We start from the raw sequence: 26,018 nt of genomic DNA, 5'->3' as shown, positions 1-26,018 counted from the left end.
GTCAGCTCCTGACCAGTCCGAGGCCGCCGTCCTCGCGGCCCTCCACCACCCAGCCGTCGGGCAGGGCGTTCGGGTGCTCCAGGGACACCCGCAGGCCCCGTTTGCGTGCTTCGACGGGCTTCGCGAGCCGCAGGGTCAGGCCGCCGGCGAACCTCGCGTCCTCGAAGTCGACCGGTTCGGCGAACTCGCCGCCCTCGAACGTGACCGGCCCGGTGAACGCGACCCCGGCGAACTTGGCCGGGCCGAGGAACCTCGTCGCCGTGAAGTCGGCGGCCTGGCGGCACCTGAACCGGCTGAACCACGCCTTGCCGTGCAGGACCATGTCGTGCAGGTGCAGCCGCCCGTCGCTGGTGGCGTCGGTGAACCAGGCGCCGCCGCGCACGACCGCGTGGTGCAACGAGTTCGACTCGCGCAGGTGCGCGGCGCGCAGGACCAGGTCGCCGACCTGCCGGTGGGACAGGTCGAAGTACTCCAGGTAGGCCCTGGTCAGGTCCAGGTTGTAGCGCGGGGCGGCGTCGAGGTCGGCCCGGGGCAGCAGGTCGGCGACCAGCCGCTGCGCGGTGAGCCGGACCTCCAGCTCGCGCTCGTCCCGCACCAGCCCGTCGCCCTCCCGCGTCACGTCGAACGGCCGCCGCAGGTACGCGCACAGCACGTCGAGCACGGTCTGGGTGTACTCCTGGCGCGACCGCGCCAGCCCCGCGAGGGCGTGCATCGCGCCGACCCGGACCTGCTCCGCGTCGTGACCGAGCAGTTCCACCGATCGGGCGAACCGCTCGTCGGCGACCCGCGACCGGTCGTGTTCGGCCCGCTCGATCTCCAGCTCCTGCCGCTTGGACTCGATCCGCTGCCGGTCCTCGTCCGTGCGCCGCCGCCGGTCGTTGAGCCACAGCGCGTACAGGGCCACGATGGCGCCCGCGGCCAAGCCGCCGGTCTTGATCGCCTCCTGCTTCGGCGCCGCCGCGTCGGTGGCGAACAGCCAGCCCGTGACCAGCAGGAACGCGCCGATGGCGCCGAGCACGACGGGCTTGACCAGGCCACGCCGCCGGCGGTGCTTGATCATGAGCCAGATCAGCGCCGCCACCGAGACGACCGCGCCCGCGATCCACAGGTGCTTCACAAGGCCGTCATTCTTCCCGGTGATCAGATCGGGGGTGGGTGATTGAAGAACTCGCGCGAACCGACGGTGTGCTAACTCACCGGATTGGCCCATGATGTGGGTGTCACCGCAACGGTGGGAACACGAGCACGTCAGAGGAGAGCTTCCGGGTGGAGAGCGTGGATCGGCCCAACTGGGCGCCGGGCGACATCGACCTGGCCCGCCCGAGCATCGCCCGGGTCTACGACTACTGGCTCGGCGGGGCGCACAACTTCGCCGTCGACCGGGCCGTCGCGGACAAGGTGCTCGGGGACGTGCCGGTGATCAAGAGCATCGTGCTCAACCACCGGGCGTTCCTGCGCCGGGCCGTGCGGTTCATGCTGTCGCGGGGCATCCGCCAGTTCCTCGACCTGGGCTCCGGCATCCCCACGGTCGGCAACGTGCACGAGATCGCCCAGGCCACCGACCCGTCCGCCCGCGTCGTGTACGTCGACATGGACGCCGTCGCGGTCGCGCACAGCCGGGCCATCCTCACCGGGAACGAGCTGGTGAACGTCCTGCAGACCGACGTGCGCGACGCCAAGCAGGTGCTGGCCTCGCCCGAGGTGCAGGGGCTGCTGGACTTCGACGAGCCGATCGGCGTGCTGATGATCGCGCTGCTGCACTTCGTGCCCGACGCCGAGGACCCGCGCGGGATCGTGGGCGACTACCGCGACGCGCTGCCGGACGGCAGCTACCTGGCGATCTCGCACGCCGGGTTCGAGGAGGACGACTGGGACCCGGCGTGGGACGACGCGCGCGGCGTCTACAACCGGGGCGTCAGTGAGATGTGCTTCCGGCGGCAGCACGAGATCGAGGGCATGTTCGACGGCTTCGACCTGGTCGAGCCCGGCGTGGCGCGGCTGCCGCTGTGGCGGCCGGAGTCGCCCGAGGACGTCGACGAGGGCGCGGCGCGCTTCATCAGCTTCGGCGGCGTCGGGCGGAAGGCCTGATGAACGGCCGCGACGCCGATCGCGCGCCCGGCCCGGTTGTCGACCGCGCCCCGCGACCGGCCGTATCCTCTGGGTTGTGGCGGTAGGCCGGCGGACATGACGGAACAGGTTGACCATCGGGTGGCAGCACCGGGCCGATCGAACCTCGACCCCGCCGTACTGGCCGGGGCGGAGTCCTTCGCCCGCACCTGGGCGACCGCCGTCATCGGGAGCAGCTACGTCCCCATGACGAGGGCCGAGGTCGCCGAGCACCTCCAGGCGTTGACGGAGGTGCTGGTCCACGCGCTGCACGCCAGCCCGTTCCGCACCGCGCCCGGCTACGAGATCGGCGCGCGCCTGGTCGAGGCGCACTTCACCGGCACCGACACGCTGGGCCGGACCGTGCAGCTGCTCGGCGACGACCTGCTCGGCGAGCTGGGCATCCAGCCGGACGAGCTGATGCGCTCGCGGCTGGCCGCGTTGCAGGGCGCGTTGGCCGCCGGGTACGCCCGCGCGCTGCGCGAACGCACGCTGGCCGAGCAGGAGGCGATCCGCGCGGCCGTGCTGGACGCCCGTGACCAGGCCGAAGCCGCGCTGCGCGCGTCCGAGGCGCGGTTCCGGGCGATGTTCACCGAGGCCGCGATCGGCATCGGCATCGCCGACATCGAGGGCCGGATCCTGGACGTGAACCAGGCGTTGCAGGACATGCTGGGGTTCAGCGTCGAGGAGATGCGGCAGTACAACATCCGCGACCTGATGCACCCGGAGGACGGCGGCAGCGTCTGGCGGCTGTACGACCAGATCACCTCGGGCGAGTGCGACCACTACCGGGCGGAGAAGCGGTTCCGCCGGGCCGACGGCGAGCAGGTGTGGACGCACCTGACGCTGTCGCTGGTGCGCGACGACCACGGCGACCCGCAGTACCAGGTGGCGATGATCGAGGACGTCACCGACCGGCACCTGCTGCAGAACCGGCTGCGCTACCAGGCGCTGCACGACCCGTTGACCGGCCTGCCGAACCGGGCGCTGTTCCTGGAGCGCCTCGGCCGCGTGTTCAACAACCGGGCCCGCCACCGCGCCGGCCTGTGCTACCTGGACCTGGACGGGTTCAAGGTGATCAACGACAGCCTCGGCCACGACATCGGCGACCAGCTGCTGGTCGAGGTGGGCCGGCGGCTGGACCACTCGGTGTCCGGCGAGGGCAAGCTCGTCGCCCGGATGGGTGGCGACGAGTTCGTCATCCTGGTGGAGGGCTCGCAGGACACGCAGGACATCGTCGACGTCGCCGACCGCGTGCTGCGGGAGCTGGAGTCGCCGATCCGGATCGGCGGGCACGAGCTGACGGTGTCGGCGTCCATCGGCATCGTGGAGCGGGCGCTGTCCGGCACCACGGCGGCCGACCTGATGCGCGACGCGGACATCACGCTGTACTGGGCGAAGGCCGACGGCAAGTCGCGGTGGGCGCTGTACAACCCGGAGCGCAACGCCAAGGAGGTCGCCCGGTTCACCCTGTCGGCGACGATGCCGGCGGCGTTGGAGCGCGACGAGTTCTACGTGGACTACCAGCCGCTGGTGCGGCTCGAGGACAGCACCGTGGTCGGCGTCGAGGCGCTGGTGCGCTGGCAGCACCCCGAGTTCGGGCGGCTGGCGCCGGACCGGTTCATCGAGCTGGCCGAGGAGACCGGGCTGATCGTCCCGCTGGGCCGGTGGGTGCTGCGGCGGGCGTGCGAGCAGGCGCGGCGGTGGCTGGAGGAGTTCGGCGACTCCGCGCCGTTCGTGTCGGTGAACCTGGCCGTGCGCCAGTCCCGCGACCCGGAGCTGGTGCGGGACGTGAAGCGGATCCTGGACGAGTGCGCGCTGCCGCCGCACCACCTTCAGCTGGAGTTGACCGAGAGCGCCATCATGGGCACCGCCGACGAGCCGCTGGAGGCGCTGCGGGCGTTGTCGGACATGGGCGTGCGCATCGCGATCGACGACTTCGGCACCGGCTACTCGAACCTGGCGTACCTCAAGCACCTGCCCGTGCACGAGCTGAAGATCGCGGGCTCGTTCATGGAGGGCCTGCGCGCGGCGGACGAAGAGGACGCGGTGGACGCCCAGATCGTCTCGACGCTCGTGCAGCTGGCCCACGCGCTGCAACTGGGCGTCACCGCGGAGGGCGTCGAAACCCCGGCGCAGGCCAAGCGCCTGCACCGGATCGGCTGCGACACGGGCCAGGGCTGGTTCTTCGCCAAGCCGATGAAGCCGGAGGAGATCGACGACCTCCTGCGCCGCTAGGCCAGGTCCACGACCACCTTCACGTCGTCGGGCTCCTTCTCCAGCGCGTCGGTGAACCTCGCCAGCGGCACGCGGCGGGTGATCAGGCCGTTCAGCCACGGGCGGCTGGCTTCGGAGAGGGCCGTGGCCGCCGCCAGGTAGTCCGGCAGGCCCGCGTTGACCGTGCCGAACACCGTCTTGTTGCCCAGCACCATGCCGTCGAAGACGCCCGGGTCCAGCGGCACGGGGGTGTGCTCGCCCGAGATGCCCGCCACCACGGTGACCGACGCGCGGCGGGCGCACTCCCACACCAGGGACGGGACACCGGTGCACTCGATCGCCACGTCCACCTCGGCGGTGACCCCGGCCAGGTCCGGGTGGTAGGTCGCGCCCAGGGTGGTGACCAGGTCGGGTTTGCGGCCGTCGGTGACGCGGTCCACCACGTGCACCTCCAGCCCCCGCTGCACGCCGAGCAGCGCGGCCAGCAGGCCGATCGGTCCCGCGCCGGTGATCAGCACCGACCGGACCGGCAGGTGGGACCGCGCGGCCACCGCCGACACCTGCGCCCACGCCTTGGCCACCACCGACGTGGGCTCGGTCAGCACGCCCGCGTCACCGAGCGTCGGGTCGAGCTTCACCGCGAACTTCGGCGGCACGGTCCAGCGCTGGGCGCCGTACCCGTCGAGCTCCTTGATGCCGCGCTCGGTGTACTTGCCGTTGCGGCAGAAGTCCCACGCGTCGACCGCGCACGCCGGGCACGGCTCGGGGTCGGGCCGGCGCACCACCCCGGCCACCAGGTCGCCCGGCGCGAAGTCCGGCGTCGGGCTGCCGATCACCCGGCCGAGCGACTCGTGGAACGGCACCATGTGCCCCCGGCCGGGCGGCAGCCGGCCGAAGCCGTCGCGGACGATCTCCACGTCGGTGCCGCACACGCCCGCCAGCAGCCCCTCCACCAGCAGCTCGCCGTCGACCGGCCCGACCTCGCGGTCCACCACCCGCGACGCCGCCGGCTCACCGGGCACGACCTCGGCCGCCCTCACGCCGCACCGCCGCGGTGGCGCTCGTCGCGGGTGTGGCCGCCGAACAGCACGGCCGCGCTGTTCACCAGCGCCAGGTGGCTGAACGCCTGCGGGAAGTTGCCGAGCATCCGCCCGGTGCCCGCGTCGTACTCCTCCGCCAGCAGCCCCACGTCGTTGCACAGGTCCACGAGCCGGTCGAACATCACCAGCGCCTCCTCGCGTCGCCCGGCCAACGCCAGCGCGTCGACGTACCAGAACGAGCACGCCAGGAAGCTTCCCTCGACACCGACCAGGCCGTCCACTTCGGACTCGCCGTGCCCCGTCTCGTACCGGTCCACCAGGTCGCCGTGCTTGAGCACCCGGGAGACCGCGTCCAGGGTGCCGACCACCCGCGGGTCGTCGCCGGGCAGGAAGCCGACGGCCGGGATCAGCAGCGTGGCCGCGTCCAGCTCGGTGCCGCCGTAGTACTGGGTGAACGCGCCCAGCGACGCGTTCCAGCCCTTCGCCAGCACCTCGGCGTGCACGGCCTCGCGCAGCTCGCGCCACCGCTGCACCGGCCCGGGCAGGCCGAACTCCTCCACCGCGCGCACCGCCCGGTCGAACGCCACCCACAGCATCACCCGCGAGTGGGTGAAGTGCCGGTCCGGTCCGCGCACCTCCCACAGCCCCTTGTCCGGCTGCTCCCACACCTTCTCCAGGTGCCGCATCATGCCGCGCTGCATGGCCCACGAGTCGGGCGTCTCGCCGAGGCCGCGTTCCCGGGCCAGGTGCAGCGCGTCCATCACCTCGCCGTAGACGTCCAGCTGCAACTGCCGGTAGGCCGCGTTGCCGATCCGCACCGGCCGCGCGCCCCGGTAGCCGGACAGCCAGTCGACCTCCCACTCGACCAGGTGCCGCTCGCCGCCGAGGCCGTACATGATCTGCAGGTCGGCCGGGTCGCCCGCGACGGCGCGCAGCAGCCACTTGCGCCACGCCGCCGCCTCGTCCGTGCAGCCGAAGTTGTCCAGCGCCAGCAACGTGAACGTGGCGTCGCGCAGCCAGCAGTACCGGTAGTCCCAGTTGCGCTCGCCGCCGAACGTCTCCGGCAGCGACGTGGTCGGCGCGGCCACGATCCCGCCGGTCGGCGCGTACGACAGGCCCTTCAACGTGATCAGCGACCGCCGCACGGCCTGCGCGTGCGGCCCGTCGTAGCCGATCCGGGACGACCAGGCCAGCCAGAACGCCTCGGACCGCGCCACCTCCGCCATCGCGTCGACCGGCGCGGGCGGCTCGTCGGGCGAGTACGCGAACTCCATCACCCACGACAGCCGCTCGCCCGCCGAGACGGTGAACTCCGCCTCGTGCGCGCGTCGGCCGTGCACCCGGTACGGCAGCCGGTCGCCGTACAGCGCGACCGCGGACGGGCCGGCGAGCGCGACGATGCACTCCTGCCCGTCCCGCTCGCCGCGCCGCACCCACGGCACCGAGTCGCCGTAGGCGAACCGCAGCACCCACCGCAACGACATCTCGACCTGCCCGGACACGCCTTCCAGCACGCGCACCACCCGCGTGTCGGCGTCCCAGTCGTCCTGCTCGGGCGGCATGGTGTCGATCAGCCGCACCACGCCGTCCACGGTCTCGAACTCGGTCTCCAGCACCAGGCTGCCGTCCCGGTAGGACCGCCGCACCGACACCACCTCGCCGGTCGGCGCGATCCGCCAGTGCCCGTCCTCCTCCGTGCCGAGCAGCCGCGAGAAGCAGGACGGCGAGTCGAACCGCGGCATGCACAGCCAGTCGATCGACCCGTCCCGTCCCACCAGGGCCGCCGTCCGCAGATCCGACAGCAGCGCGTAGTCCTCGATCCGTCCAGGTCCCGTGTCTCCCACCCCGACGACCCTACGTACCCGCGTTTGACGCCGCGCGGTGTTGCGCACCCAAGGAGGCATGACCTCCTTAGTCGTGGTGCTGCTGGCGAGCGCGTTGACCGTCCCCGGTCCCCCGGCCACCTACGCGCCGGCCGACAAGCAGGGGTTCGGCACCGCCCGCCAGGCGACGAGCCCGGTCTGGTTCACCCTCGGCCGCACCGGCCCCACCGAGGTCTTCTACCCCGACCTGAGCACACCGGCGACCCGTGACCTGCGGTTGGTCGTCGACGGCCGCGCGGCGGAGGGCCGCACCGAGCCCGTCGGCAGGCTCCGCTACCGGCAGGAGTTCCGGGGCGACGGCTGGCAGGCCGACGTCACCTACACCACCGACCCGTCCCGGCCGACCGTGCTGGCCGACGTGCGGCTGCGCGCCGAACGGCCGGTGGACGTGCAGGTGGTCTTCGACCCGAACCTGTCCCGCGACGGGGACGACGACACGGCCGTCGAGCGGCCCGGGGCGCTGGTGGCCCACGACGCGCGGTCCGCGAGCGCCCTGGTCGCCGACGAGCCGATCACCTCGCCGACCTCCACCACGGGCAACGTCGTGCAGACCGGCGACCTGCGCGTGGACGGCGTGCGCGACCGCCAGGTCACGCTGGCGGTGGGTTTCGGGCCGACCGCCGGGGAAGCGCTGGCCACGGCGAAGAAGTCCCTGGTCGAGGGCTTCCCGCGGCACGCCCGCCGGTACGACCAGGGCTGGGAGGACTACCTCGGGGGACTGCGGCGGCCGCAGAGCGCCGACCGCGACCTCTACGAGACGTCGATGATGGTGCTGGCGGCGACGGAGGACAAGGCCCACCCCGGCGCGTTCATCGCCTCGCCGGGCTTCCCGTGGGCGTTCGGGTTCGACCGGACCATCGCGCCGGAGTTCGGCTCGTACGCGCTGGTCTGGCCGCGTGACCTCTACCAGGTGGCCAGTGCGATGCTCGCGGCCGGCGACCGCGCGGCGGCCGACCGCGCGCTCGACTTCATGCTCGACGTCCAGCGGCAGCCCGACGGGCACCTGCCGCAGAACACCAGGGTGGACGGCGAGCCGCACTGGACCAACGTCCAGCAGGACGAGCAGGCCGCGCCGATGCTGCTGGCCTGGCTGCTCGGCCGGGCGGACCGGTCCACAGTGGACGCGCTGGTCGCGGTCGCCGAGTTCATGGTCGCCCAGCCGGACGCGCCGTTCACGCAGCAGGAGCGGTGGGAGAACCAGAGCGGCTACTCGCCGGGCACGATCGCCGCCGAGATCGCCGGCCTGGTGTGCCTGGCCGACCTGCTCCACCGGTCGGGCGACCCCCGCGCCGCGAAGTACCTCGCCGTCGCCGACGACTGGGAGCGCCGCCTGGAGGGCTGGACGGTCACCCGCACCGGCCCGTTCTCGCCCGACCCGTACTACCTGCGGCTCACCAAGGACGGGCGGCCCGACGCGGCCACCGCCTACAACCCCGGCGACAACCACCCGACGGCGATCGACCAGCGCGCCGCCGTCGACCCGAGCTTCCTGGAGCTCGTGCGGCTGGGCGTGCGCCCGCACGGCGACCCGGTCGTCCGCAACACCGTCGAGGTCGTGGACGAGCAGTTGGGCGTGGACCGCTTCTGGCACCGGTACAACGGCGACGGCTACGGCGAACGCGCCGACGGCGGGCCGTGGAACATCGGCCACGGCCGCACGTACGGCGGGCTGTGGCCGATCTTCGCCGGCGAGCGCGGCGAGTACGAGCTGCTGGCCGGGGACGTCGGCGCGGCCCGCCGCCGGCTGGCCGACATCGCCTCCACCGCGAACGCCGGGCGGATGCTGCCCGAGCAGGTCCGGGACGGCCGCGGCACCACGTCGGCGACACCGCTGGCCTGGACGCACGCCCAGTACGTGCGGCTGGCGTGGTCGATCGACGCGGGACGGCCGGTGGCGCGGCCCGCGGTGGTGGCCTGCCGCTACGCCGGCTGCTGACCACCGGTCCGGGCGTCGCGTTGCCGGCACTGCGTCTTACCGGTGACGTCGATCCGATACGTTGGTCCTCATGCGCCGTGTCGTGCCGCTCATCGCCGCCCTGGCCCTGCTCGGGGGCTGCTCGCAAGCCACGGACGGTTCGGCGAACCCGGGTGGCCCGACGCCGACGACCACCGCCGCCCGGCCGTCCGGATCGGACCGGCCCAGCTCGACCGCGACCGGACCGGCCGACCGCCCGAAGGCGATCGACGTCGCCGGCGTGGACCCGTGCGCGCTGCTGACCGATGCGCAGCGCGCGGAGTTCGGCCTGGACCAGCCGCCGCAGCCGAACGACGACGCGCCCGGGAAGAAGAGCTGCACGATCAGCCGCGGCGACCGCGAGCACTTCGTCGGCATCACCGCCGACACCACCGCGGGGGTCGACGACTACGCGAAGTCCGAGGGCAAGGTGACCAGGCTGGAGGTCGGCGGCTTCCCGGCGCTGCTGGTCGAGGCGGACACCGCCCTCGGCCTGTCCTGCTCGGTCACGGTGGACGTCGCGGACGGCCAGGTCGTCGACGTGGGCGCGTTCAGCCTCGGCGAGGTCGACCTCACGGGGCTCTGCCGGATCGTCCAGCCGGTCGCCGCGGCCGTCGTGACCAACCTGGACGAGTAGAACTGCCCCTTTGCAGAGGGAACCGCTCACCCGCGTCACGCATCAGAGCTAAAGTCGTCCCAGATGCACACGCTGGGGTTTGTGCAGCACTGAGGAGGGGTGTGCCGTGTTCATCGCGGATGGTGGTGGCGGAGGGTCGACGCCGACGACGCTTCCCGACTACAGCGGGGCGCAGCGGAAGCTCAGCATCGAGCCCTCGGCGATCCCGGACGCGCGGAAGGTGTTCACGGACGCGTTGAACCAGCTGGACGGGAAGCTCCGGGTGGCGATCGCGCAGCTGAGGGCGAAGCCGTGGGCGGGCGACCCGGTGAGCAACGAGACCGCCGACCGGTTCAACCAGGACACCTTCGAGGCGGGCGACTCGGCCGGCCTGACGGCCCTCAAGGCCTACCGCGAGCAGCTCCAGCTCGTGGTCGACCAGCTCACCGCGATCGAGGCCGACTACCGGCAAGTCGAAGGCGACAACACCGCGTCCTGGGGACGCGTCAACAACGGCTGACCTTGCTGACCTACGCACCCGAGGGGGGCGAGCACGATGGGTGACCACCGCTGGCGCGGGTATGCCCACCCCGATCTCTACCGGATGATCAACGAGGGACCGGGCGTTGCCGCGTCCCGGCCGCTCGAGGACTCCTGGAAGTCCCTGTCCGAGGCCCTGGGCGAGATCGACACGTCGATCCAGCAGGGTCTCGCCAAGCTCGGCGCGAGCTGGGAGGGCGACACCGCCGACACCACGACGGCCACGCTGTCGCCGCTCGCCGAGTGGGCGTCGGACGCCCAGCAGGGTTCGGGCACGATGGAGACCTCCGCCCAGTTGCAGGCGGACTACATCGCGAACGCCCGCAAGGAGATGCCCGAGCCGGTCCCGGTGACCACCGAGGCGCCGTCGCTCGGCGACAAGATCCTGGGCGGGCTGACCGGTCCGGTCGGGATGATGCACGTCATCCAGCAGCAGCAGGACCACGAGCAGCAGGAAGCGGCGCAGGACAACGCCGAGGCCAAGGCTGTCGAGGTGATGAACAACTACCAGTCCAGCAGCGAGTGGAACGCCGACACGCTGGGCAAGTTCGTCCCGCCGCCGAAGGTCGTGATCGACACCCCGCCGCCGGCCGGCTCCGGCGAGTTCAACAACACGAGCGCGAGCTACAGCTCCACCCCGACGTGGACGCCGCCGGGCGGTGGCGGTGGCACGACGACCACGTCGTGGGCCCCGCCGTCGACCGGCACGGTCGTGCCGCAGCCCGGCCTGGTGCCCGGCACGGGTGGCACCACGAACACCTCGTGGGCGCCGCCGACGACCGGCACCCCGACGGTGCCGCCGCCTTCGGTCACCCCGCCGGTGAGCACGCCGGTGCGGCCGCCCGTCGGCCCGCTGCCCCCTCCCACGTGGACCCCGCCGAAGCCGCCGACCAACGGCCCGCAGGTCCCGCCGAGGGTGCCGACCGGTCCCGGCGGTCAGCCGCGTCCCGGTCTGCCGACCGGTCGCGGTCCCGGCCTGCCGGGCATGCCCGGCGGTCCCGGCCCCCACGGTCCGGGCGGTCCCGGCGGCATGCGCCCCGGTGTGCCCGGCATGGGCGGCGTGCCCGGCTCGGGGATGCCCGGCTCGGGCATGCCCGGTTCCGGTGGCGTGCCCGGCAGCAGCAACGCGGCCGGTCCGGCCGGTCGCGGTGGCGCGGCCGGCGGGTTCGGCCCCCAGGCCGGTGGCCCCGGCGCGGCGGGTCGTCCGGGCGCGGGCGGTCCGGGCGCGGCCGGTGGGGCGGCCGGCGCGCGCGGCGGAGAGGGCGAGGACGACCTCGAGCACAAGGCAGCCGATTACCTGGTCGAGACGAACGACGTGTTCGGCGACGACCGGCTCGTCGCGCCGCCGGTGATCGGGGAAGTGCCGCAGTAGGTTCGATCCTCCGGTGCACGGGCCCGCGTCGACACGACGCGGGCCCGTGTCCGGCGTTCAGGGGACGGGGATGTCGGTGACGTACTTCGGGGGGACCGCGGACCGGGAGCCGGTCGAGCTCTCGGCCGAGGAGTTCGACGTGCTGTGGGAACGGCTCGACCTGGGCCAGATGCCGTTGGTGATCAAGGTGCCGTCGCCGGGCAAGACCCACGCCGAACGCGCCGACCTCGAACGACGCGTCTGGCACGGCCTCGGCGCGCGCGGTCTCGGCGGGCCGACCGGGCTGCACCCGGAGCTGGACCACCTGCTGCGGCTGTTCAACCGGCCGGAACGCGAGGTCGACGGCCGGGTGTGGATCGGCAAGAGCGTGCGGGTGCTGGCCGTGGCCAACGGCGACGACGGCGCGGTGGCCACGCTCACCGACAACCGGCTCACGTTCCGGCGCGCGGCGGGCAGCGGCCTGCCGTCGGCGGTGCTGGGCGCGCTGCCCTCGCACCCGGCCGGCGCCGGGCACTCGGTCACCATGCCGAGCGCCGACCTGGAGGCCGCGGTCAAGAAGTCCGACGGCTCGCCCAAGAGCCTGGAGAACTCGTTGCGCCAGCACGGGGTGCGCCAGGAGGACGCCGCCACGCTGGTGAAGATGTTCACCGGGCTCGTGCACACCGGCAACTTCGGCGCGGCGGCCCGCGACCGGTACGGCAAGCGGTGCCGGCCGGACCGCGTGGTCGCGTTCTTCGACACCGAGGAAGGCCGCTACCTCCAGCAGCGGCGGGCGTCGAACGGCACCGCGCCGTGGAGCACGTTCAGCCCGACCGACTCGCGCCGGCTCACGCACCAGGTCGAGGAGCTGCTCGCCGAAGCGGTGCGCGCGGCGAAGATCTGACCTCCGCGCGACACAGGCGCGTCGGCCGCCGCGCGCACGGCGATAGCCTGGGCGGATGCCGTCGAAGTCCGTTGACCCCCACGAGGTTCGCGCCGCGGTCGAGGCCGTGCTGCCCTGGCTCGCCGGGGAGGCGGAGCAGCCGGCCCGCCCGGTGCTCGCCGCCGCCGTGCGGCTGAGCCTGCGGACGTTGGAGCAGGTCGCGCCGGGCCGCAGCGTGGAGGTGCGGGTGCCGCCGTTCGCCGCCGTGCAGTGCGTGGCCGGTCCCCGGCACACCCGCGGCACGCCGCCGAACGTCGTCGAGACCGATCCGCGCACGTGGCTGGAACTGGCCGTCGGCCGGCTCGGGTGGGCGGACGCGGTCGGCGACGCGAAGGTCACCGCGTCCGGGAGCCGGGCCGATCTCTCGACCCTGCTCCCGGTGCTCCGCTTCTAGCTAAGCTCGACCGCGTGAAGGCGCTCAAGGCGTGTCTCGCCATCCTCGCGGTCGGAACCCTCCTCGTCGGTTGCAGCTCGAAGTGGGAGGAGGAGGTCCGGTTCAAGGTCACCCGGATCACGCCCGAGCGCGAGACCGTCCCGGGTCGGATGTCCCCGCCTTACGTGGTCCTCGCGCTGGACCAGGACGATCCCGGACCGCTGGTGTCGTTGAGCACGAGCGGCGCCGGGATCGACCAGTTCCCGGAAGGCATCAAGGCCGGTGACGCGGTGATCTGCGAGGTGCGCCAGGTCGAGGAGAACAACCTCGACGGCCTCGGACCGGAGTCCGAGGTCGGTCCCTGCCGGTTGGCCTAGAACCAGGACCCGACGGTCTTGTCCCAGGCCTTGCCGACGCCCTCGACCGCGTCGCGGCCCAGTTCGACCACGTCGCCGACGCCGCCCACGACCACGTCCACGGCGTCGTTGACGATTTCCTTGCCGGTGTCGAGCAGACCGGTGCCCGCCTCGGACCAGTTGCCGTTCACCGCGTCGCGACCGGCGTTCCACAGCCCGGTGCCCGCGTCGACCGCCAGGTCCGCCGCGCCGACGGCCGTGCCGCCGACGAAGTCGACCACGGGCCCGACGCCGGGCAGGTGCGAGCCGGGCAGCGACGGGCCGAGCGGGTTCTCGTCCCAGTCCTGCGAGGTCACCGAGCCGCCGTCACCGGTCGCGATCCGGGCCAGGTTCTGCACCGACTCCGAACCCTTCGTGTAGTACTCGGAGTGCGCGCCGAGCAGGGACGTGCCGTCGGTGGTGCCGAAGGTCCGCGCGCCGAACCGGTCGTCGTACGGGCCGACCGAGGAGCCGTCCTCGGTGAACCAGCTGGAACTCGTGCCCTGCACCACCGGGTCGTGCTCGGTCGCGCCGACGTAGACGTGACCGGGGCCGGCGGAGAGCTGGTCGACGTTCGACGCGCCGACACCGGGCGAGCCGACGAACGCGATGTCGTCCGCCGCCAGACCGTTCATGCCCGCGTAGCCCACCGTGGTGGAGCCGTAGGAGTGGCCGATCACCGTGACGTGCGGGTCGCGGCCGGCGGCCTCGGCGGCGGCGCGGTAGCCGTCGACGTCGGCGACGAGGTTCGCGCCGCCCTCCCGGGCCTGGGCCGGGTTGTCGACCTCGCCGGGCGCCCAGCCGGGCGCGTCGTAGCCGAGCCACTGGATGGTGGCGTTGCCGTTCGCGCCCATCTGCTCGCGCAGGTTCGCGGCCTGGTCGAGGCCGAAGCCGCCCAGGTCCGAACCGGTGCCCGGCACGCAGACCGCGAGGTTGTCCGCGGTGTCCGGGTCGCCGTACGCGACCGCCATGCCGCCGTCGCCGCGCGGGCCGTACGGGTCGTAGGCGAGGAGACGGACGTCGCTCTCGTCCCAGCCCTTCTTGACGGCGATCTGCTCGGCGTTCTCGAGGCTGTCCGCGGCCTTCCGCGCGTTCTCGGCCTTGGTGGCGGCCTCTTGGCGCTGCTCGTTGAGCGACGCGTACCGCTCGTCGTTCAGGAGCTTGGTCAGGTCGTCGGAGTTGCCCGGGTCCAGGCCCAACTCCCGCGCCCGTTCGGCCATCTGCGTGTCGAGCTGGTCGCGCTGCGCGCCGAAGCGCTGGAGGTCGTCCGCGATGCGCATCCGGTTGGCCTGGTCCAGCACGCCGGACGGGAGGCCGCGCAGCTGCCCGAGCTCCTGGAACCTGGTCCGCAGCAGCTCGTCCTGCTGCTCCTTGGTCAGCGACTTCCACCAGGCGGCGACCTGCTTGGGGTCGGCGCCCGGGCCGGGCACGGTCGCGCTCGTGCGCAGGGCCGTGACGGCGGTGTTCCACCCGGAGTCCTTGCCCGCGGTCTCCTCGAAGCCGGGGCGGACCTTGGTGAGCGCGTCGGCGTAGGAGCGGAGGACGCGCTCGTAGCCGGTCTTCACGTTGGTGAGCTGCTCGTTGACCCGGCCGGCCAGCTCCCGGGTCTGCGCCTCGTCCAACGCGGGCGAGCGGCCGCGCCAGAAGTCGATCAGCTGGTCGGCGCTGCCGCGCATCTGGCCGTAGGCGCGGGAAGCGGCCTGGACGATGTCCGCGCCGGCGCCCAGCCGCTCGCCGGCGACGGTGGCGGACTTCGTGGACAGCTCGGCGCGGGCGCCGAAGCTCGTCGCGGCGTCGCCCTGCCAGGTGGAGGTGGCCGTGCGGCCGCCGGAGGAGACCGACTGGCCCGCGCGCTCGACGGCGCTCATCGCGCCGGTGATGGGGTCGGCGGCGGCCGCGACGCGGCCCGCGTCGCCCGCGGCCAACCGCCCGTACAGGACCTCCGGGTCGGTGTAGCTCACGCCATGCCCCCTTCGATGCCGCGGAACGAGGTGTTCGAGTCGTCGTCCGCCCGCTGGTAGGCCTCGGCGTTCTCGTCGAGGCCGGCACCGGCGTCGCGGTACCAGGCGCTGCCCCGGCGCAGGTCGTCGGACTGCTCGCCGGACCACTTGGCCAGCGCGTCGACGAACTCCGCCGCCGCGGGCACCTGGCCGAGCGCGTCGGCGTCCAGCCTGAGCATGGAGATCATCTCCGCGCCGTCGCCTGCCGCGTCCGCGCCCTCGTGGAACTGCTTGGACGCCTCGCGCAGCGTCTCTGGTCGCACCCCGAACACGATTGCCCACCCTTCGTGCCGTCAGCCGCTGGCACTGCGACGCACGTCGACCGTCCCCGGTTCCCCCGCCCCCTGGGCCAAGGAGGTGGGGAAAGCCGCCCGTTGGTGATCACTCGAAGGTGATCTTGCCTGCGTCGAACAGCAGTTCGACCATTGACACATGACACTTTTGCTCCCGATACCGCGGGCCGTGGCCTTCCACGCCCTGCGCGACGCGACGGACCGACTCCGCCGATTCCTCGTGGTCCTGCTGACCCGCAAGCCCGCCAAGGCGCGCCACCGGGTGCTCAGCCCGGGCCAGATCCGTTGGCGTCGTTGGAAGTCCGAGCTGGCGGACTACGTCGCCACCGGTGTCGTCGACCTGCCGACCGGCTCCGTGCCGCAACCGCGCACCCCGGTCCGCGACCGCCGCGAGACCTCGCGCACGCCGGCGTGGGGCGCGCTGGACCCCCCTCCCCGAACGGCCCAGTCCCCCGATCCGCTGCACCCCGACGACCGCCGGTGGATCGACGAGCACGCGCCGGCGAGCGACTGCGCGATGCCGAACGTCCCGGCGCACGACCCGGCGGAACCCGAGGCGTGGCCCGGGGAGTGGGTCGGGACCGCGCCCGGAGCGGCGCCCGAGCCGTGGGCGCGGGAGTGGTCCGAGGCGCCGGCCGAGCCGTGGTCGGAGGTGTGGACGGAACCGTGCGCCGAGCCGTGGACCGAGCCCTGCGCCGAGCCGTGGGCCGAACCGTGGGGTGAACCGCCGTCCGGGCCCGTGGCCGAGCCGCGCGGCGAGCACCCGGACGCGTTCTTCGCCGGCCACCTGCCCGAGCCGGTCCACGCCGGCCGGTCCCGGTTCGCCCACACCCTCGACCGGCCCGGCGTCACCGAGTCGCCCGCCGCCTGGCCCGCGTTCACCGAGCGCGTGTTCGCCCACGCCGCCGCCGAGCCCGCCACCGGACCCGTCGAGCCCGTCGACGCCACCGAGGTCCCCGATCCCGGGACCGACGCCGAGACCACCGTCGTGGAACCGCTCGCCTGGGAGTTCGAGGTCGGCGACCTGGCCCGGTGGTGGGACGAGGCCGTGGCGCGGTTGGACGCCGTGGCCCGCGGCGAAGACCCCGACCGGCCCTGGTGACCGGGAACCGCCCGCCTCCCACCGGGTCGCGCCGCGAGGTCGTCGCGATCCGACGGCACCGGCGGCCCGGTCCGCGCGTCGACAGGGGGAAGGTCGGCCTCGCGCCGCCGGGGCCGCGCCCCGTGCGGCACGATGGCCGCGCACCGGATCGACTCGAGCGGGAGGCTGGACGTGCCTGGAGGTTGGACCACCCAGCGGTGGACCGAGGTCTTCACCGCGCAGGCGGAGATGTTCCGGGCGGCGGTCGGGAAGGCCGACCCCACCGCCAAGGTCCCGAGCTGCCCCGGCTGGACGTTCACCGACCTGACGCTGCACGTCGGCAGGTTCCTGGAGACGTCGCTGGAGTACCTCCGCACCGGCAGCCCCGTCCAGCTCCGCCTGCCGCGCCCGCCGGCCGAGGTGGAGCCGCTGGCGTACCTGGACACCCAGCTCGCCAAGGCCGCCGAGCTGCTGCCCGCCATCCCGGGCAACCGGGCCACCTGGACGTTCTCGCCCGCCGCGCCGGACCTGGCGTGGGTCTGGCACCGGCGGCTCGCGCACGAGCTGGACCTGCGCCGCTGGGACGCCCAGGCGGCCCTGCGCGAGCTGGTGGTGGGCGACGCGGACTTCGCCGTCGACGGCATCGACGAGGCGCTCACCACCCTCCTCGCGGCCAAGTACGCGACCGACGTGCCGCCGACCACCCGGGGCACCGCGCTGGTCCAGCTCACCGACGTGCCCGAGGCGTGGGTGGTGACGTTCGCGCCGGGCGTCGTGCCGGAGGTGCGGGCGGCCTGGCCGGGCGAGGAGACGGACCTCCAGGTCACCGGCGAGGCGCAGCTCGTGCACTACGGCCTGTGGGGCCGGCTGCCGCTCAAGCACACCGGTGACGAGCGGGTCTGGTTCGCGCTGAAGCTCGACTGACCCGACCGGCGAGGGTGCGTTTCGTCACGTCGGAGGGGGGCTGAGGGGGGTGGTGCACCCCCCATCAGCCTTACACTCGATGGTGCAGCCCACCCTCGTCGTTAGGGAGCAACCCGGTGGTCACCGACCATTCAGCAACCGGCCGCATTGACCCCGACACCCAGGAAGAACGCGAACCCCGCGAGGAATGCGGCGTGTTCGGCGTGTGGGCACCCGGCGAAGAGGTCGCCAAGCTCACCTACTACGGCCTCTACGCCCTGCAGCACCGCGGCCAGGAAGCCGCTGGCATCTCGGTCGGCGACGGCAGCCAGGTGGTGGTCTTCAAGGACCTCGGCCTGGTCAGCCAGGTGTTCGACGAGCAGGTGCTCCAGGCGCTGCGCGGCCACGTCGCCGTCGGCCACTGCCGCTACTCCACCACCGGCTCCACCACGTGGGAGAACGCGCAGCCGACGTTCCGCACCACGGCCACCGGCTCGGGCCTGTCGCTGGGCCACAACGGCAACCTGGTGAACACCGCCGAGCTGATGGTGAAGGCGCGCGAGGTCGGCGTGGACACCAGCCACGGCGCCACCACCGACTCCGACCTGATCTGCGGGCTGCTCGCCGCGCAGGCCGCCGACGTCGGCATCGAGCAGGCGGCCCTGGAGCTGCTGCCGACGCTGCGCGGCGCGTTCTGCCTCACCTTCTCCGACGAGTCCACCCTCTACGCGGCCCGCGACCCGCAGGGCGTGCGCCCGCTGGTGCTGGGCAGGCTGGAGCGCGGCTGGGTCGTCGCCAGCGAGACGGCGGCGCTGGACATCGTCGGCGCGTCGTTCGTCCGGGAGGTCGAGCCGGGCGAGCTGATCGCGATCGACGAGAACGGCCTGCGGTCGAGCCGCTTCGCCAACCCCGAGCCCAAGGGCTGCATCTTCGAGTACGTCTACCTGGCCCGACCGGACACCACGATCGCCGGCCGCTCGGTGCACGCCACCCGCGTCGAGATCGGCCGCCGGCTGGCCGCGGAGCACCCGGTGGAGGCCGACCTGGTCATCCCGGTGCCCGAGTCCGGCACCCCGGCCGCCATCGGGTACGCGCAGGCCAGCGGCATCCCGTACGGCTCGGGCCTGGTCAAGAACGCCTACGTCGGCCGCACGTTCATCCAGCCGTCGCAGACGATCCGCCAGCTCGGCATCCGGCTGAAGCTGAACCCGCTGCGGGACGTGATCCGCGGCAAGCGCCTGGTCGTGGTGGACGACTCGATCGTGCGCGGCAACACGCAGCGCGCCCTGGTCCGGATGCTGCGCGAGGCGGGCGCGCTGGAGGTGCACGTGCGGATCGCGTCGCCGCCGGTCAAGTGGCCGTGCTTCTACGGCATCGACTTCGCCTCCCGGGCCGAGCTGATCGCCAACGGCCTGGACATCGACGGCATCCGCCGCTCGGTCGGCGCGGACTCGCTGGGCTACGTGTCGCTGGAGGAGCTGATCGCGGCCAGCGAGCAGCCCAAGACGCGGCTGTGCACGGCGTGCTTCGACGGCGACTACCCGATCCCGCTGCCCGAGGACGCGCTGATCGGCAAGCACCTGCTCGAGGGGATCCGGGGCGTCGCGGGCTCGGCGACCCCCGTCCTGACGAACGGGTACGGTGCCGAGGACGCCCTGCGACGCCCCTGATCGGCGGTGCCGGGCGCTCGCCCGGATGCAGACATGCCCTGAATGTGGATGCCCTGAAACGTGGAGCACAGAGACGTGACGGACAGCGCCAAGGCGACCTACGCCGCAGCTGGAGTAAGCATCGAAGCCGGCGACGAGGCGGTGGAGAAGCTCAAGCCGTGGGCGGCCAAGGCGCAGCGTCCCGAGGTGCTCGGCGGCATCGGCGGCTTCGCGGGGTTGTTCCAGCTCAAGCTCGACCGCTGGAAGGAGCCGGTGCTCGCGTCCTCGACCGACGGCGTCGGCACCAAGATCGCGGTCGCGCAGGCGTTGGACAAGCACGACACGGTCGGCATCGACCTGGTCGCGATGGTCGTGGACGACCTGGTGGTGTGCGGCGCGGAGCCGCTGTTCATGCAGGACTACATCGCGATCGGCCGGGTCGACCCGGACAAGGTCGCGGCGCTGGTCAAGGGCATCTCCGAGGGCTGCGTGCTGGCGGGGTGCGCGCTGCTGGGCGGCGAGACCGCCGAGCACCCGGGCCTGATGGGCGCCAACGACTACGACATCTCCGGCACGGGCGTGGGCGTGGTCGAGGCGTCCGGGATGCTCGGCCCGGAGCGGGTGCGCGCGGGTGACGTGGTGATCGCCATGGGCTCCTCCGGCCTGCACTCGAACGGGTACTCCTTGGCGCGGCACGTGCTGCTGGACATCGCCCGGATGCCGCTGGAGGGCCACGTCGAGGAGTTCGGCCGCACCCTCGGCGAGGAGATGCTCGAGCCGACCCGGATCTACGCCAAGGACTGCCTGGCGCTGGCCGCCGAGGCCGAGGTGCGCACGTTCGCCCACGTCACGGGCGGCGGCCTGGCCGCGAACCTGGCCCGCGTGCTGCCCCAGGGCCTGCGCGCCGAGCTGAACCGCGGCACCTGGACGCCCGCGCCGGTGTTCGCCCTGATCGCCCAGCGCGGCCGGGTGGAGCGCGAGGAGATGGAGAAGACGTTCAACATGGGCGTCGGCATGGTCGCCGTGGTCGCGCCCGAGGACGTCGACCGCTCGCTGGCCGTGCTCACGGCCCGCCACGTGCCCGCGTGGGTGCTGGGCGACGTGGTGCGCTCGGACGAGCCGGGCGCCGCGATGGTGGGCGACCACCCGCGTTTCTAGCCACCGGCAACCCCCGGCGGTCGTCGTCGCGTACTAAGCGGCGACCGAGGAGGGTGAGTGGAACGCGATCGCGAGTTCGGTGAGTTCGTCGATGCCCGCGCGTTGGTGATGCGGAGGACCGCGTACCTGCTGTGCGGTGACTGGCACCGCGCCGAGGACCTGGTGCAGACGGCGTTGACCAAGCTGTACGTCGCCTGGCCGCGGGTGCGGCGTGGCAGCGTGGACGCCTACGCGCGCAAGGTGCTGGTGCGCGCGGCCATCGACGAGGGCCGGCGCGGCTTCCGGAGGCGGGAGACCGTGGTCGGCGCCGTCCCCGACACCCCGGTGCCCGGGACCGCGCCCGCCGACCTGGACGTCCGCCGGGCGCTGGCCCTGCTGCCGCCGGGTCAGCGCACCGTCGTCGTGCTCCGCTACTGGGAGGACCTGAGCGTCACCGAAACCGCCCGACTGCTCGGTCGGACCGAGGGCACGGTGAAGAGCCAGGCGGCGAAGGGTCTTGCCGCGCTGCGCGAACTTCTCGGCCGCCACGTCTTCGAGGAGCAGCGATGACCGACATCAAGCAGAGCCTGGCGACCGCGTTCGAGGACGAGCCGCCGCTGGGCATCGACAAGGCGGCGATCATCCGCGACGGCCGGCGCAAGGCGGCCCTCCGCCGCGGCTACACGGGCGCGGCGCTGCTCGCCACCGTCGTCGCGGTCGCCGTGCCGGCGTTGCTCTGGTCGGGAGCCGGGGGTGGCAGCGGGGGAGCGCACCTGCCGCCGGCGGCCGAGCTGTCCTCGACCGCCCCGAGCTCACCGCCGGCCGTCACCGGCACGTCCGCGCCCGGGACGGAGGCGAGCTCCAACCCCGGCTCGGGGCTCGTCACGGTGCCCGTCCCGCCGCCGCCCAAGCCGGTGACGGAGCGACGCGCGGCCGAGCTGAGCGCGGTGATCGCCGCGTCGGGGGCGATCCCGGCCGACGCGACGGGCACGGCGGTCCCGCGCTCGGCGCTCGACCCGTCCCTGATGGAGCCGTGGGAGTTCTACGCGTTCGACACGAGCGGGTACCTGTCGCGCGCCGACGTCACCTCCCCGGCCGGCCGGGGTTCCGTGCTCCTGCACCTGCACACCTTCCGCGAGAGCACGCGGTGCGACCCGGGGGACACCAGGTGCCAGGTGCGGCAGTACGCCGGCCGGGCGGTGACGGTGTCCACGCAGGAGCACGACGGCATGATCCGGGTCACGGTCAGCACGGCTGCGCCCGACGGCGCGGTGGTGTCGGCGCAGGCGTCCAACACCAGCGACAACGTCACCCCCGACGGGCCGGCGCCGCCGCTCACCTGGGAGCAGCTGGCAAAGATCGTGACGGTGCCCGGCCTGGTCTTCTAATCTGGTGGTGTGGCCGAGGACCTGACCGTGACGCGGACGCTGGTGATCCCGGCGGCCGAGTTGGGCGAGCGGTTCTCCCGGTCCTCCGGTCCCGGTGGCCAGGGCGTGAACACGGCGGACAGCCGGGTCGAGCTGAGCTTCGACCTGGCTGCCTCGCCGTCGGTGCCGGAGTGGCTGCGCGCCCGGATGCTCGGCCGCTTGGAGAAGCGCCTGGTGGACGGCGTGCTCACGGTGACCGCGAGCGAGCACCGGGCGCAGTTGCAGAACCGGCAGGCGGCCCGGGAACGGCTGGCCCGACTCCTGCGCGACGCCGCCGCCGCGCCCGCGCCGGTGCGCCGGCCGACGAAGCCGACCAGGGGCTCGAAGGAACGCCGCATCGCGGACAAGAAGCGCCGCGCCCAGACGAAGCAGGGCCGCCGCGGCGGCGGCTGGGACTAGCCGGCCCGGGTCGGTACCGTCGGGCCGTGACCGAGCCGGAGTTCCTCACCATGGCGCGCACCGCCTACGACACCGTCGCCCACGACTACGCCGACCTCGCGCGCGACCTGCTCGCGGAGATCCCGGCGGACCGGGCGGTGCTCGGCCTGTTCGCCGAGCTGGTGCGGGGCCGGGTCGCGGACGTCGGCTGCGGTCCCGGCCGGATCTCCGGCCACCTCAAGCGCCTGGGCGTGGACGTGTTCGGCGTCGACCTGTCGCCCGGGATGGTCGCCGTCGCCCGCCGCGACCACCCGGACGTGCGGTTCGAGGTGGGCTCGATGCTCGACCTCGACCTGCCGGACGGCTCGCTGGGCGGCGCGCTGGCCTGGTACTCGGTGATCCACGTGCCGTGGGAGCGGCACCCGGCGGTGTTCGCCGAGTTCCACCGGGTCCTCGCGCCCGGCGGCCTGCTGGTGCTGGCGTTCCAGATCGGCCAGGAGGTCCGGCGCTACGAGCAGGGCTACGGGCACGACATCCTGCTGGACGTGTTCCGGCTCGACCCCGACCGGGTGCTGGGCCAGCTCGCCGAGGCCGGGTTCGAGCCGCACACCCGGCTGGAGCGGGAGCCGCTCGACCCGAAGTGGGAGAAGACGCGGCAGGGCTACCTGATCGTGCGCAAGAGCGGCGGGCCCGACCGGGCCGGTCAGCCCGACCGGCCCGGCCAGGCGTAGAGGCGTTCGGGCTGCCCGGCACCGCCGTACTTCAGCCGCACCTCGGCCTTGCCGGTGCTCACGAAGTGCTCCAGGCGCCGCCGGTCGCGGGCACGCCGATGTCGATGCTGACGCTGGGCCTGCCGACCACGGCGGTGGCGGCGGTGGTGCCGGCGGTGTTCCAGCAGCACGGCATCCAGCCGGGGCCGCTGCTGTTCGAGCGGGAGCCGCGCTGGTCCGGGGCCTGATCCCCCGGCCGTACCTGTGCGCGGGCATCCTGTCCTTCGCGAGCGCCGCAGGAGGTGGACGCCTGACCGGGGTCGTGGCCTAGCGGGGCAGCAGGCCGTCGAGCAGGGTGTCGAGGCCGAGCTTGATCCCGGCGGCCCCGGCGCCCCGGTGCGCGACGAGGTTCGCGGCCAGCGGGGCGAGCAGGGCGTCGGCGGTGAACGCGGCGTCCACGTCCGGGCGGGCCTGGGCGACCAGCACGGTCAGGTGGCGGTGGTGGGCGTCGTACGCGCCGCCGAAGCGGGCGAACGGGCCGGTGGTCTCGGCCATCAGCAGCAGGTCCAGCTGGGCGAGCGTGCGGTCGACCAAGGCGTGCAGGAAGGCCCGGACGCGGTCGGCGGGCGGTGCGCCGGGGCCGACGGGCGGCGGGCCGGTGAGGAACGCGGCCTGGAACTCCCGCTCCGAGGCGTCGATCAGCGCGTGGGCCAGGCCGGAGCGGTCGCCGAAGCGGCGGTAGAGGGTGCCGACGCCCACGCCGGACGCGGCGGCGACGTCGGCCATCGCGAGGCCTTCGATGCCGCGTTCGGCCACGATGTCGGCGGCGGCGGCCAGGATCTTCGCCCGGTTCTTGGCGGCGTCGGCCCGCTCGCGCGTCACCTCGGCAGCTTAACGACCTCGACAACCGGAACTGGTTCCGCTTAAGCTGAAGCGGAACCAGTTCCGGTTAATTGGGGGCAGTGATGGGACAGCTCGAAGGCAGGTCCGCGCTCGTCACGGGCGGCAGTCGCGGCATCGGTGCGGCGATCGCCAAGCGGCTGGCACGCGACGGCGCGAACGTGGCGATCACCTACGCGCGCTCGGCCGACCGCGCGGGGGAAGTGGTCGACGAGATGACCGCGATGGGCGTGCGGGCGCTCGCGGTGCGGGCCGAAGCGACCGACGTCGACGCCCTGCGTGCCGCCGTCGACCGCGCGGTGGCCGCGTTCGGCGGGCTGGACGTCCTGGTGAACAACGCGGGCGTCGCCGTGCACGGCCCGATCGAGGACGTCACCGCGGACGAGGTCGACCGGGTCCTCGCGATCCACGCGCGGGCGGCGTTCGTGCTGGTCCAGGCGGCCGTGCCGCACATGACGGCGGGCGGCCGGATCGTCGGCATCGGCAGCAGCCTGGTCGAACGGGTGCCGTACCCGGGCTGGGCGCTCTACGCGATGAGCAAGGCGGCGCTGACCGGGCTGACCAGGGGCCTGGCCCGCGACCTCGGCCCGCGCGGCATCACGGTCAACCTCGTGCACCCCGGCTCGACCGACACCGAGATGAACCCGGCCGACGGCCCGGACGCCGACGAGGAGCGCCGCCACACCGCGCTGGGCCGCTACTGCGACCCGGAGGACGTGGCCGCGACGGTCGCGCACCTGGTCGGCGACGGCGGGCGCAACACCACCGGCGCGGCGTTCGTGGTCGACGCGGGGGCGGTGGCGTAGCCGTGGCCTGGTTGCTGCTGCTCGGCGCGGCGTCGCTCGAGGTCGTGTGGGCCACGGCGGTGGGCCGGTCGGCCGGCTTCACCCGGCCGTGGCCCACCGGGATCGGGATCGCGGCGGCGGTGACGAGCTTCACGATGCTCGCGGTCGCCATGCGCGACCTGCCCGTCGGCACGGCCTACGCGGTGTGGGTCGGGCTCGGCGCCGTCGGCGTGGTGCTGGTCGGCATCTGCGCCGGGGAGAGCGCGTCGCCGTGGCGGCTGGCGTGCCTGGCGCTCATCGTGCTGGGCGTGGTCGGGCTCAAGCTCACCTGACCGGCGGCGCGGTCGTCGAGCGGACGACCAGCGACGGGTGCAGCAGGTGGCGCACCGGCTCGGCCCGTTCGCCGCGCACCCGTTGCAGCAGGGCTTCGGCGGCGAGCCGGCCGAACTCGTTGCGCGGCTGGTCGACCGTGGTCAGCGAGACGTGCCGCAGGGCGGCCAGCGAGGTGTTGTCGTACCCCACCACCGAGACGTCCCGCGGCACCCGGAACCCGGCCTCCGCCAGCGCCGAGATCGCGCCGACCGCGTTGAAGTCGTTGCACGAGACGATCGCGGTGGGCATGTCGCCCGCCAACCCCCGCACGGCGCGCGCGCCGCCCGCGTCGGTGTACTCGCTGGCCACCACGCGGGGCGCGAGCCCGTGCGCCGCCATCGCGGCCAGGTAGCCGCGCCGGCGGGGCGCGGACTGCGAGCCCTCGCCGCCGTCGAGGTGCGCGATCCGCTTGTGCCCCAAAGACACCAGGTGGTCCACGGCCAACGCGATGCCGCGCTCGCCGTCGTCGTTCACCGTGTCCACGGTGGCCAGTCGCGACGACCGCGCCACCAGCACCACCGGCGTCTGCTCCGCCGCCCGGCCGATGTCCGCCGACGGCACCACGGGCGAGAGCAGGGCCAGGCCCGCCGGCCGGAACGACAGCAGGCTCAGCAACGCCCGCCGCTCCCGAGCCGGACTGCGCCCCCCGGTGTTGAGGATCAGGTCGAAGCCGTGCCCGGTCGCCACCGCGTCCAGCCCGTCCACCACCTCCGCGAAGAACGCGTTGTGCAGGTCGGACACCATCACCCCGAGCACGTGGGACGTCCGGCTGGCCAACGAGCGCGCCATCGCGTGCGGCGAGTACCCCAGCTCCTCGGCCGCCTTCAGCACCGCCGCCCGCCGCTGGTCGCTCACTTTCGGTGATCCCCGCATCACCAGCGACACCAGGGCGCGGGACACCCCGGCACGCGCCGCGACGTCGTCCATCGTGGGTCTGGCCAACGGTGTCCCCCTCCTCCTGGGCG

At 73.5% G+C, this 26,018-nt stretch carries 26 protein-coding genes and 1 pseudogene; 20 read left to right on the top strand and 7 right to left on the bottom strand.

Going from position 1 to position 26,018, the window contains the following annotated elements; translation table 11 throughout:
• Nucleotide 1 precedes the first annotated feature (1 nt).
• Nucleotides 2-1,117, bottom strand: a complete 1,116-nt coding sequence (locus IOD16_RS35425; protein WP_236594571.1) for a pentapeptide repeat-containing protein — start codon at nt 1,115-1,117, stop codon at nt 2-4.
• Nucleotides 1,118-1,266: 149 nt separating this feature from the next.
• On the opposite strand from IOD16_RS35425, the gene IOD16_RS35420 reads away from it, so the two are divergent.
• Nucleotides 1,267-2,088, top strand: a complete 822-nt coding sequence (locus tag IOD16_RS35420) for an SAM-dependent methyltransferase (protein ID WP_201437875.1) — start codon at nt 1,267-1,269, stop codon at nt 2,086-2,088.
• Nucleotides 2,089-2,184: 96 nt separating this feature from the next.
• Complete coding sequence (locus tag IOD16_RS35415; RefSeq protein WP_201437874.1) at nt 2,185-4,344, top strand: putative bifunctional diguanylate cyclase/phosphodiesterase; 2,160 nt, start codon at nt 2,185-2,187, stop codon at nt 4,342-4,344.
• On the opposite strand, the gene IOD16_RS35410 is transcribed toward IOD16_RS35415, so the two are convergent.
• The gene (locus IOD16_RS35410) at nt 4,341-5,363 is read right to left on the bottom strand and encodes a glucose 1-dehydrogenase (RefSeq protein WP_201437873.1); all 1,023 of its coding nucleotides are present in this window, start codon (nt 5,361-5,363) and stop codon (nt 4,341-4,343) included. The genes IOD16_RS35415 and IOD16_RS35410 overlap by 4 nt on opposite strands.
• A complete protein-coding gene (locus IOD16_RS35405) occupies nt 5,360-7,267 on the bottom strand; it encodes a glycoside hydrolase family 15 protein (RefSeq protein ID WP_201437872.1) in 1,908 nt (635 codons plus the stop codon). Before IOD16_RS35405 ends, IOD16_RS35410 begins: the two co-directional genes overlap by 4 nt.
• On the opposite strand from IOD16_RS35405, the gene IOD16_RS35400 reads away from it, so the two are divergent.
• The 7 genes from IOD16_RS35400 to IOD16_RS35370 all read left to right on the top strand — a co-directional run bounded on the left by IOD16_RS35400 (nt 7,266) and on the right by IOD16_RS35370 (nt 13,400).
• Nucleotides 7,266-9,182, top strand: a complete 1,917-nt coding sequence (locus tag IOD16_RS35400) for a glycoside hydrolase family 15 protein (RefSeq protein ID WP_201437871.1) — start codon at nt 7,266-7,268, stop codon at nt 9,180-9,182. The two genes, IOD16_RS35405 and IOD16_RS35400, sit on opposite strands and share 2 nt — an antisense overlap.
• A gap of 70 nt (nt 9,183-9,252) precedes the next feature.
• On the top strand, nt 9,253-9,837 hold the full coding sequence (locus tag IOD16_RS35395) for a DUF3558 domain-containing protein (RefSeq protein ID WP_201437870.1): 585 nt from the start codon (nt 9,253-9,255) through the stop codon (nt 9,835-9,837).
• A gap of 106 nt (nt 9,838-9,943) precedes the next feature.
• Nucleotides 9,944-10,336, top strand: a complete 393-nt coding sequence (locus IOD16_RS35390) for a transcriptional regulator (RefSeq protein ID WP_123745040.1) — start codon at nt 9,944-9,946, stop codon at nt 10,334-10,336.
• Nucleotides 10,337-10,372: 36 nt separating this feature from the next.
• Entirely contained in the window at nt 10,373-11,728 is a 1,356-nt protein-coding gene (locus tag IOD16_RS41155) for a PPE domain-containing protein (RefSeq protein WP_201437869.1), read from the top strand.
• A 76-nt stretch (nt 11,729-11,804) separates the two neighbouring features.
• Nucleotides 11,805-12,611 carry an ESX secretion-associated protein EspG gene (locus IOD16_RS35380; RefSeq protein ID WP_201437868.1) on the top strand — a complete coding sequence of 269 codons (807 nt, stop codon included), beginning with the start codon at nt 11,805-11,807 and terminating at the stop codon, nt 12,609-12,611.
• Between the two features lie 55 nt (nt 12,612-12,666).
• Nucleotides 12,667-13,044, top strand: a complete 378-nt coding sequence (locus IOD16_RS35375) for a sterol carrier family protein (protein WP_123745042.1) — start codon at nt 12,667-12,669, stop codon at nt 13,042-13,044.
• Between the two features lie 14 nt (nt 13,045-13,058).
• Nucleotides 13,059-13,400, top strand: coding sequence for a hypothetical protein (locus IOD16_RS35370; protein ID WP_201437867.1), 342 nt, complete (start codon nt 13,059-13,061; stop codon nt 13,398-13,400).
• Here the strand turns inward: IOD16_RS35370 and IOD16_RS35365 are convergent.
• Together IOD16_RS35365 and IOD16_RS35360 are read right to left on the bottom strand one after the other, a co-directional pair.
• Nucleotides 13,397-15,379, bottom strand: coding sequence for an alpha/beta hydrolase (locus IOD16_RS35365; RefSeq protein ID WP_201437866.1), 1,983 nt, complete (start codon nt 15,377-15,379; stop codon nt 13,397-13,399). The two genes, IOD16_RS35370 and IOD16_RS35365, sit on opposite strands and share 4 nt — an antisense overlap.
• Complete coding sequence (locus IOD16_RS35360; protein WP_236594569.1) at nt 15,376-15,681, bottom strand: hypothetical protein; 306 nt, start codon at nt 15,679-15,681, stop codon at nt 15,376-15,378. The genes IOD16_RS35365 and IOD16_RS35360 overlap by 4 nt, the downstream gene beginning before the upstream one ends.
• Nucleotides 15,682-15,850: 169 nt before the next feature.
• Here IOD16_RS35360 and IOD16_RS35355 point away from each other — a divergent pair, with 169 nt between their 5' ends.
• The 9 genes and pseudogenes from IOD16_RS35355 to IOD16_RS41610 form a co-directional block, all read left to right on the top strand.
• The gene (locus tag IOD16_RS35355; RefSeq protein ID WP_201437865.1) at nt 15,851-16,813 is read left to right on the top strand and encodes a hypothetical protein; all 963 of its coding nucleotides are present in this window, start codon (nt 15,851-15,853) and stop codon (nt 16,811-16,813) included.
• 171 nt (nt 16,814-16,984) lie between these two features.
• Nucleotides 16,985-17,716, top strand: a complete 732-nt coding sequence (locus IOD16_RS35350; protein WP_201437864.1) for a maleylpyruvate isomerase N-terminal domain-containing protein — start codon at nt 16,985-16,987, stop codon at nt 17,714-17,716.
• Nucleotides 17,717-17,832: 116 nt separating this feature from the next.
• A complete protein-coding gene (gene purF / locus IOD16_RS35345) occupies nt 17,833-19,365 on the top strand; it encodes an amidophosphoribosyltransferase (protein WP_201437863.1) in 1,533 nt (510 codons plus the stop codon).
• Nucleotides 19,366-19,440: 75 nt separating this feature from the next.
• Nucleotides 19,441-20,502, top strand: a complete 1,062-nt coding sequence (purM, locus tag IOD16_RS35340; protein WP_201441703.1) for a phosphoribosylformylglycinamidine cyclo-ligase — start codon at nt 19,441-19,443, stop codon at nt 20,500-20,502.
• A gap of 57 nt (nt 20,503-20,559) precedes the next feature.
• Nucleotides 20,560-21,051 carry a SigE family RNA polymerase sigma factor gene (locus IOD16_RS35335; RefSeq protein ID WP_201437862.1) on the top strand — a complete coding sequence of 164 codons (492 nt, stop codon included), beginning with the start codon at nt 20,560-20,562 and terminating at the stop codon, nt 21,049-21,051.
• Nucleotides 21,048-21,869 carry a hypothetical protein gene (locus IOD16_RS35330; RefSeq protein ID WP_201437861.1) on the top strand — a complete coding sequence of 274 codons (822 nt, stop codon included), beginning with the start codon at nt 21,048-21,050 and terminating at the stop codon, nt 21,867-21,869. The genes IOD16_RS35335 and IOD16_RS35330 overlap by 4 nt, the downstream gene beginning before the upstream one ends.
• Nucleotides 21,870-21,878: 9 nt before the next feature.
• Complete coding sequence (arfB, locus tag IOD16_RS35325) at nt 21,879-22,307, top strand: alternative ribosome rescue aminoacyl-tRNA hydrolase ArfB (RefSeq protein ID WP_201437860.1); 429 nt, start codon at nt 21,879-21,881, stop codon at nt 22,305-22,307.
• 50 nt (nt 22,308-22,357) lie between these two features.
• Nucleotides 22,358-23,017, top strand: a complete 660-nt coding sequence (locus IOD16_RS35320; RefSeq protein WP_201441702.1) for a class I SAM-dependent methyltransferase — start codon at nt 22,358-22,360, stop codon at nt 23,015-23,017.
• A gap of 44 nt (nt 23,018-23,061) precedes the next feature.
• Nucleotides 23,062-23,288: pseudogene (locus IOD16_RS41610) on the top strand (tripartite tricarboxylate transporter permease); the annotation flags it as partial.
• Between the two features lie 35 nt (nt 23,289-23,323).
• Here IOD16_RS41610 and IOD16_RS35305 read toward each other — a convergent pair.
• Nucleotides 23,324-23,878, bottom strand: coding sequence for a TetR/AcrR family transcriptional regulator (locus IOD16_RS35305; protein WP_201437859.1), 555 nt, complete (start codon nt 23,876-23,878; stop codon nt 23,324-23,326).
• Between the two features lie 83 nt (nt 23,879-23,961).
• On the opposite strand from IOD16_RS35305, the gene IOD16_RS35300 reads away from it, so the two are divergent.
• Nucleotides 23,962-24,702 (top strand): SDR family NAD(P)-dependent oxidoreductase, encoded by a 741-nt coding sequence (locus tag IOD16_RS35300; RefSeq protein WP_201437858.1) that lies wholly within the window; start codon nt 23,962-23,964, stop codon nt 24,700-24,702.
• 2 nt (nt 24,703-24,704) lie between these two features.
• Nucleotides 24,705-25,013 carry a DMT family transporter gene (locus IOD16_RS35295; RefSeq protein ID WP_201437857.1) on the top strand — a complete coding sequence of 103 codons (309 nt, stop codon included), beginning with the start codon at nt 24,705-24,707 and terminating at the stop codon, nt 25,011-25,013.
• Here the strand turns inward: IOD16_RS35295 and IOD16_RS35290 are convergent.
• Nucleotides 25,006-25,995, bottom strand: a complete 990-nt coding sequence (locus IOD16_RS35290) for a LacI family DNA-binding transcriptional regulator (RefSeq protein ID WP_201437856.1) — start codon at nt 25,993-25,995, stop codon at nt 25,006-25,008. The genes IOD16_RS35295 and IOD16_RS35290 overlap by 8 nt on opposite strands.
• Nucleotides 25,996-26,018 lie beyond the last annotated feature (23 nt).

The organism is Saccharothrix sp. 6-C, assembly GCF_016695385.1.
In the GTDB taxonomy this organism is placed as follows: Bacteria; Actinomycetota; Actinomycetes; order Mycobacteriales; family Pseudonocardiaceae; genus Actinosynnema; species Actinosynnema texasense.
The sequence above is the reverse complement of the archived record's forward strand: the minus strand, read 5'-3'. Positions and strand labels throughout refer to the sequence as shown.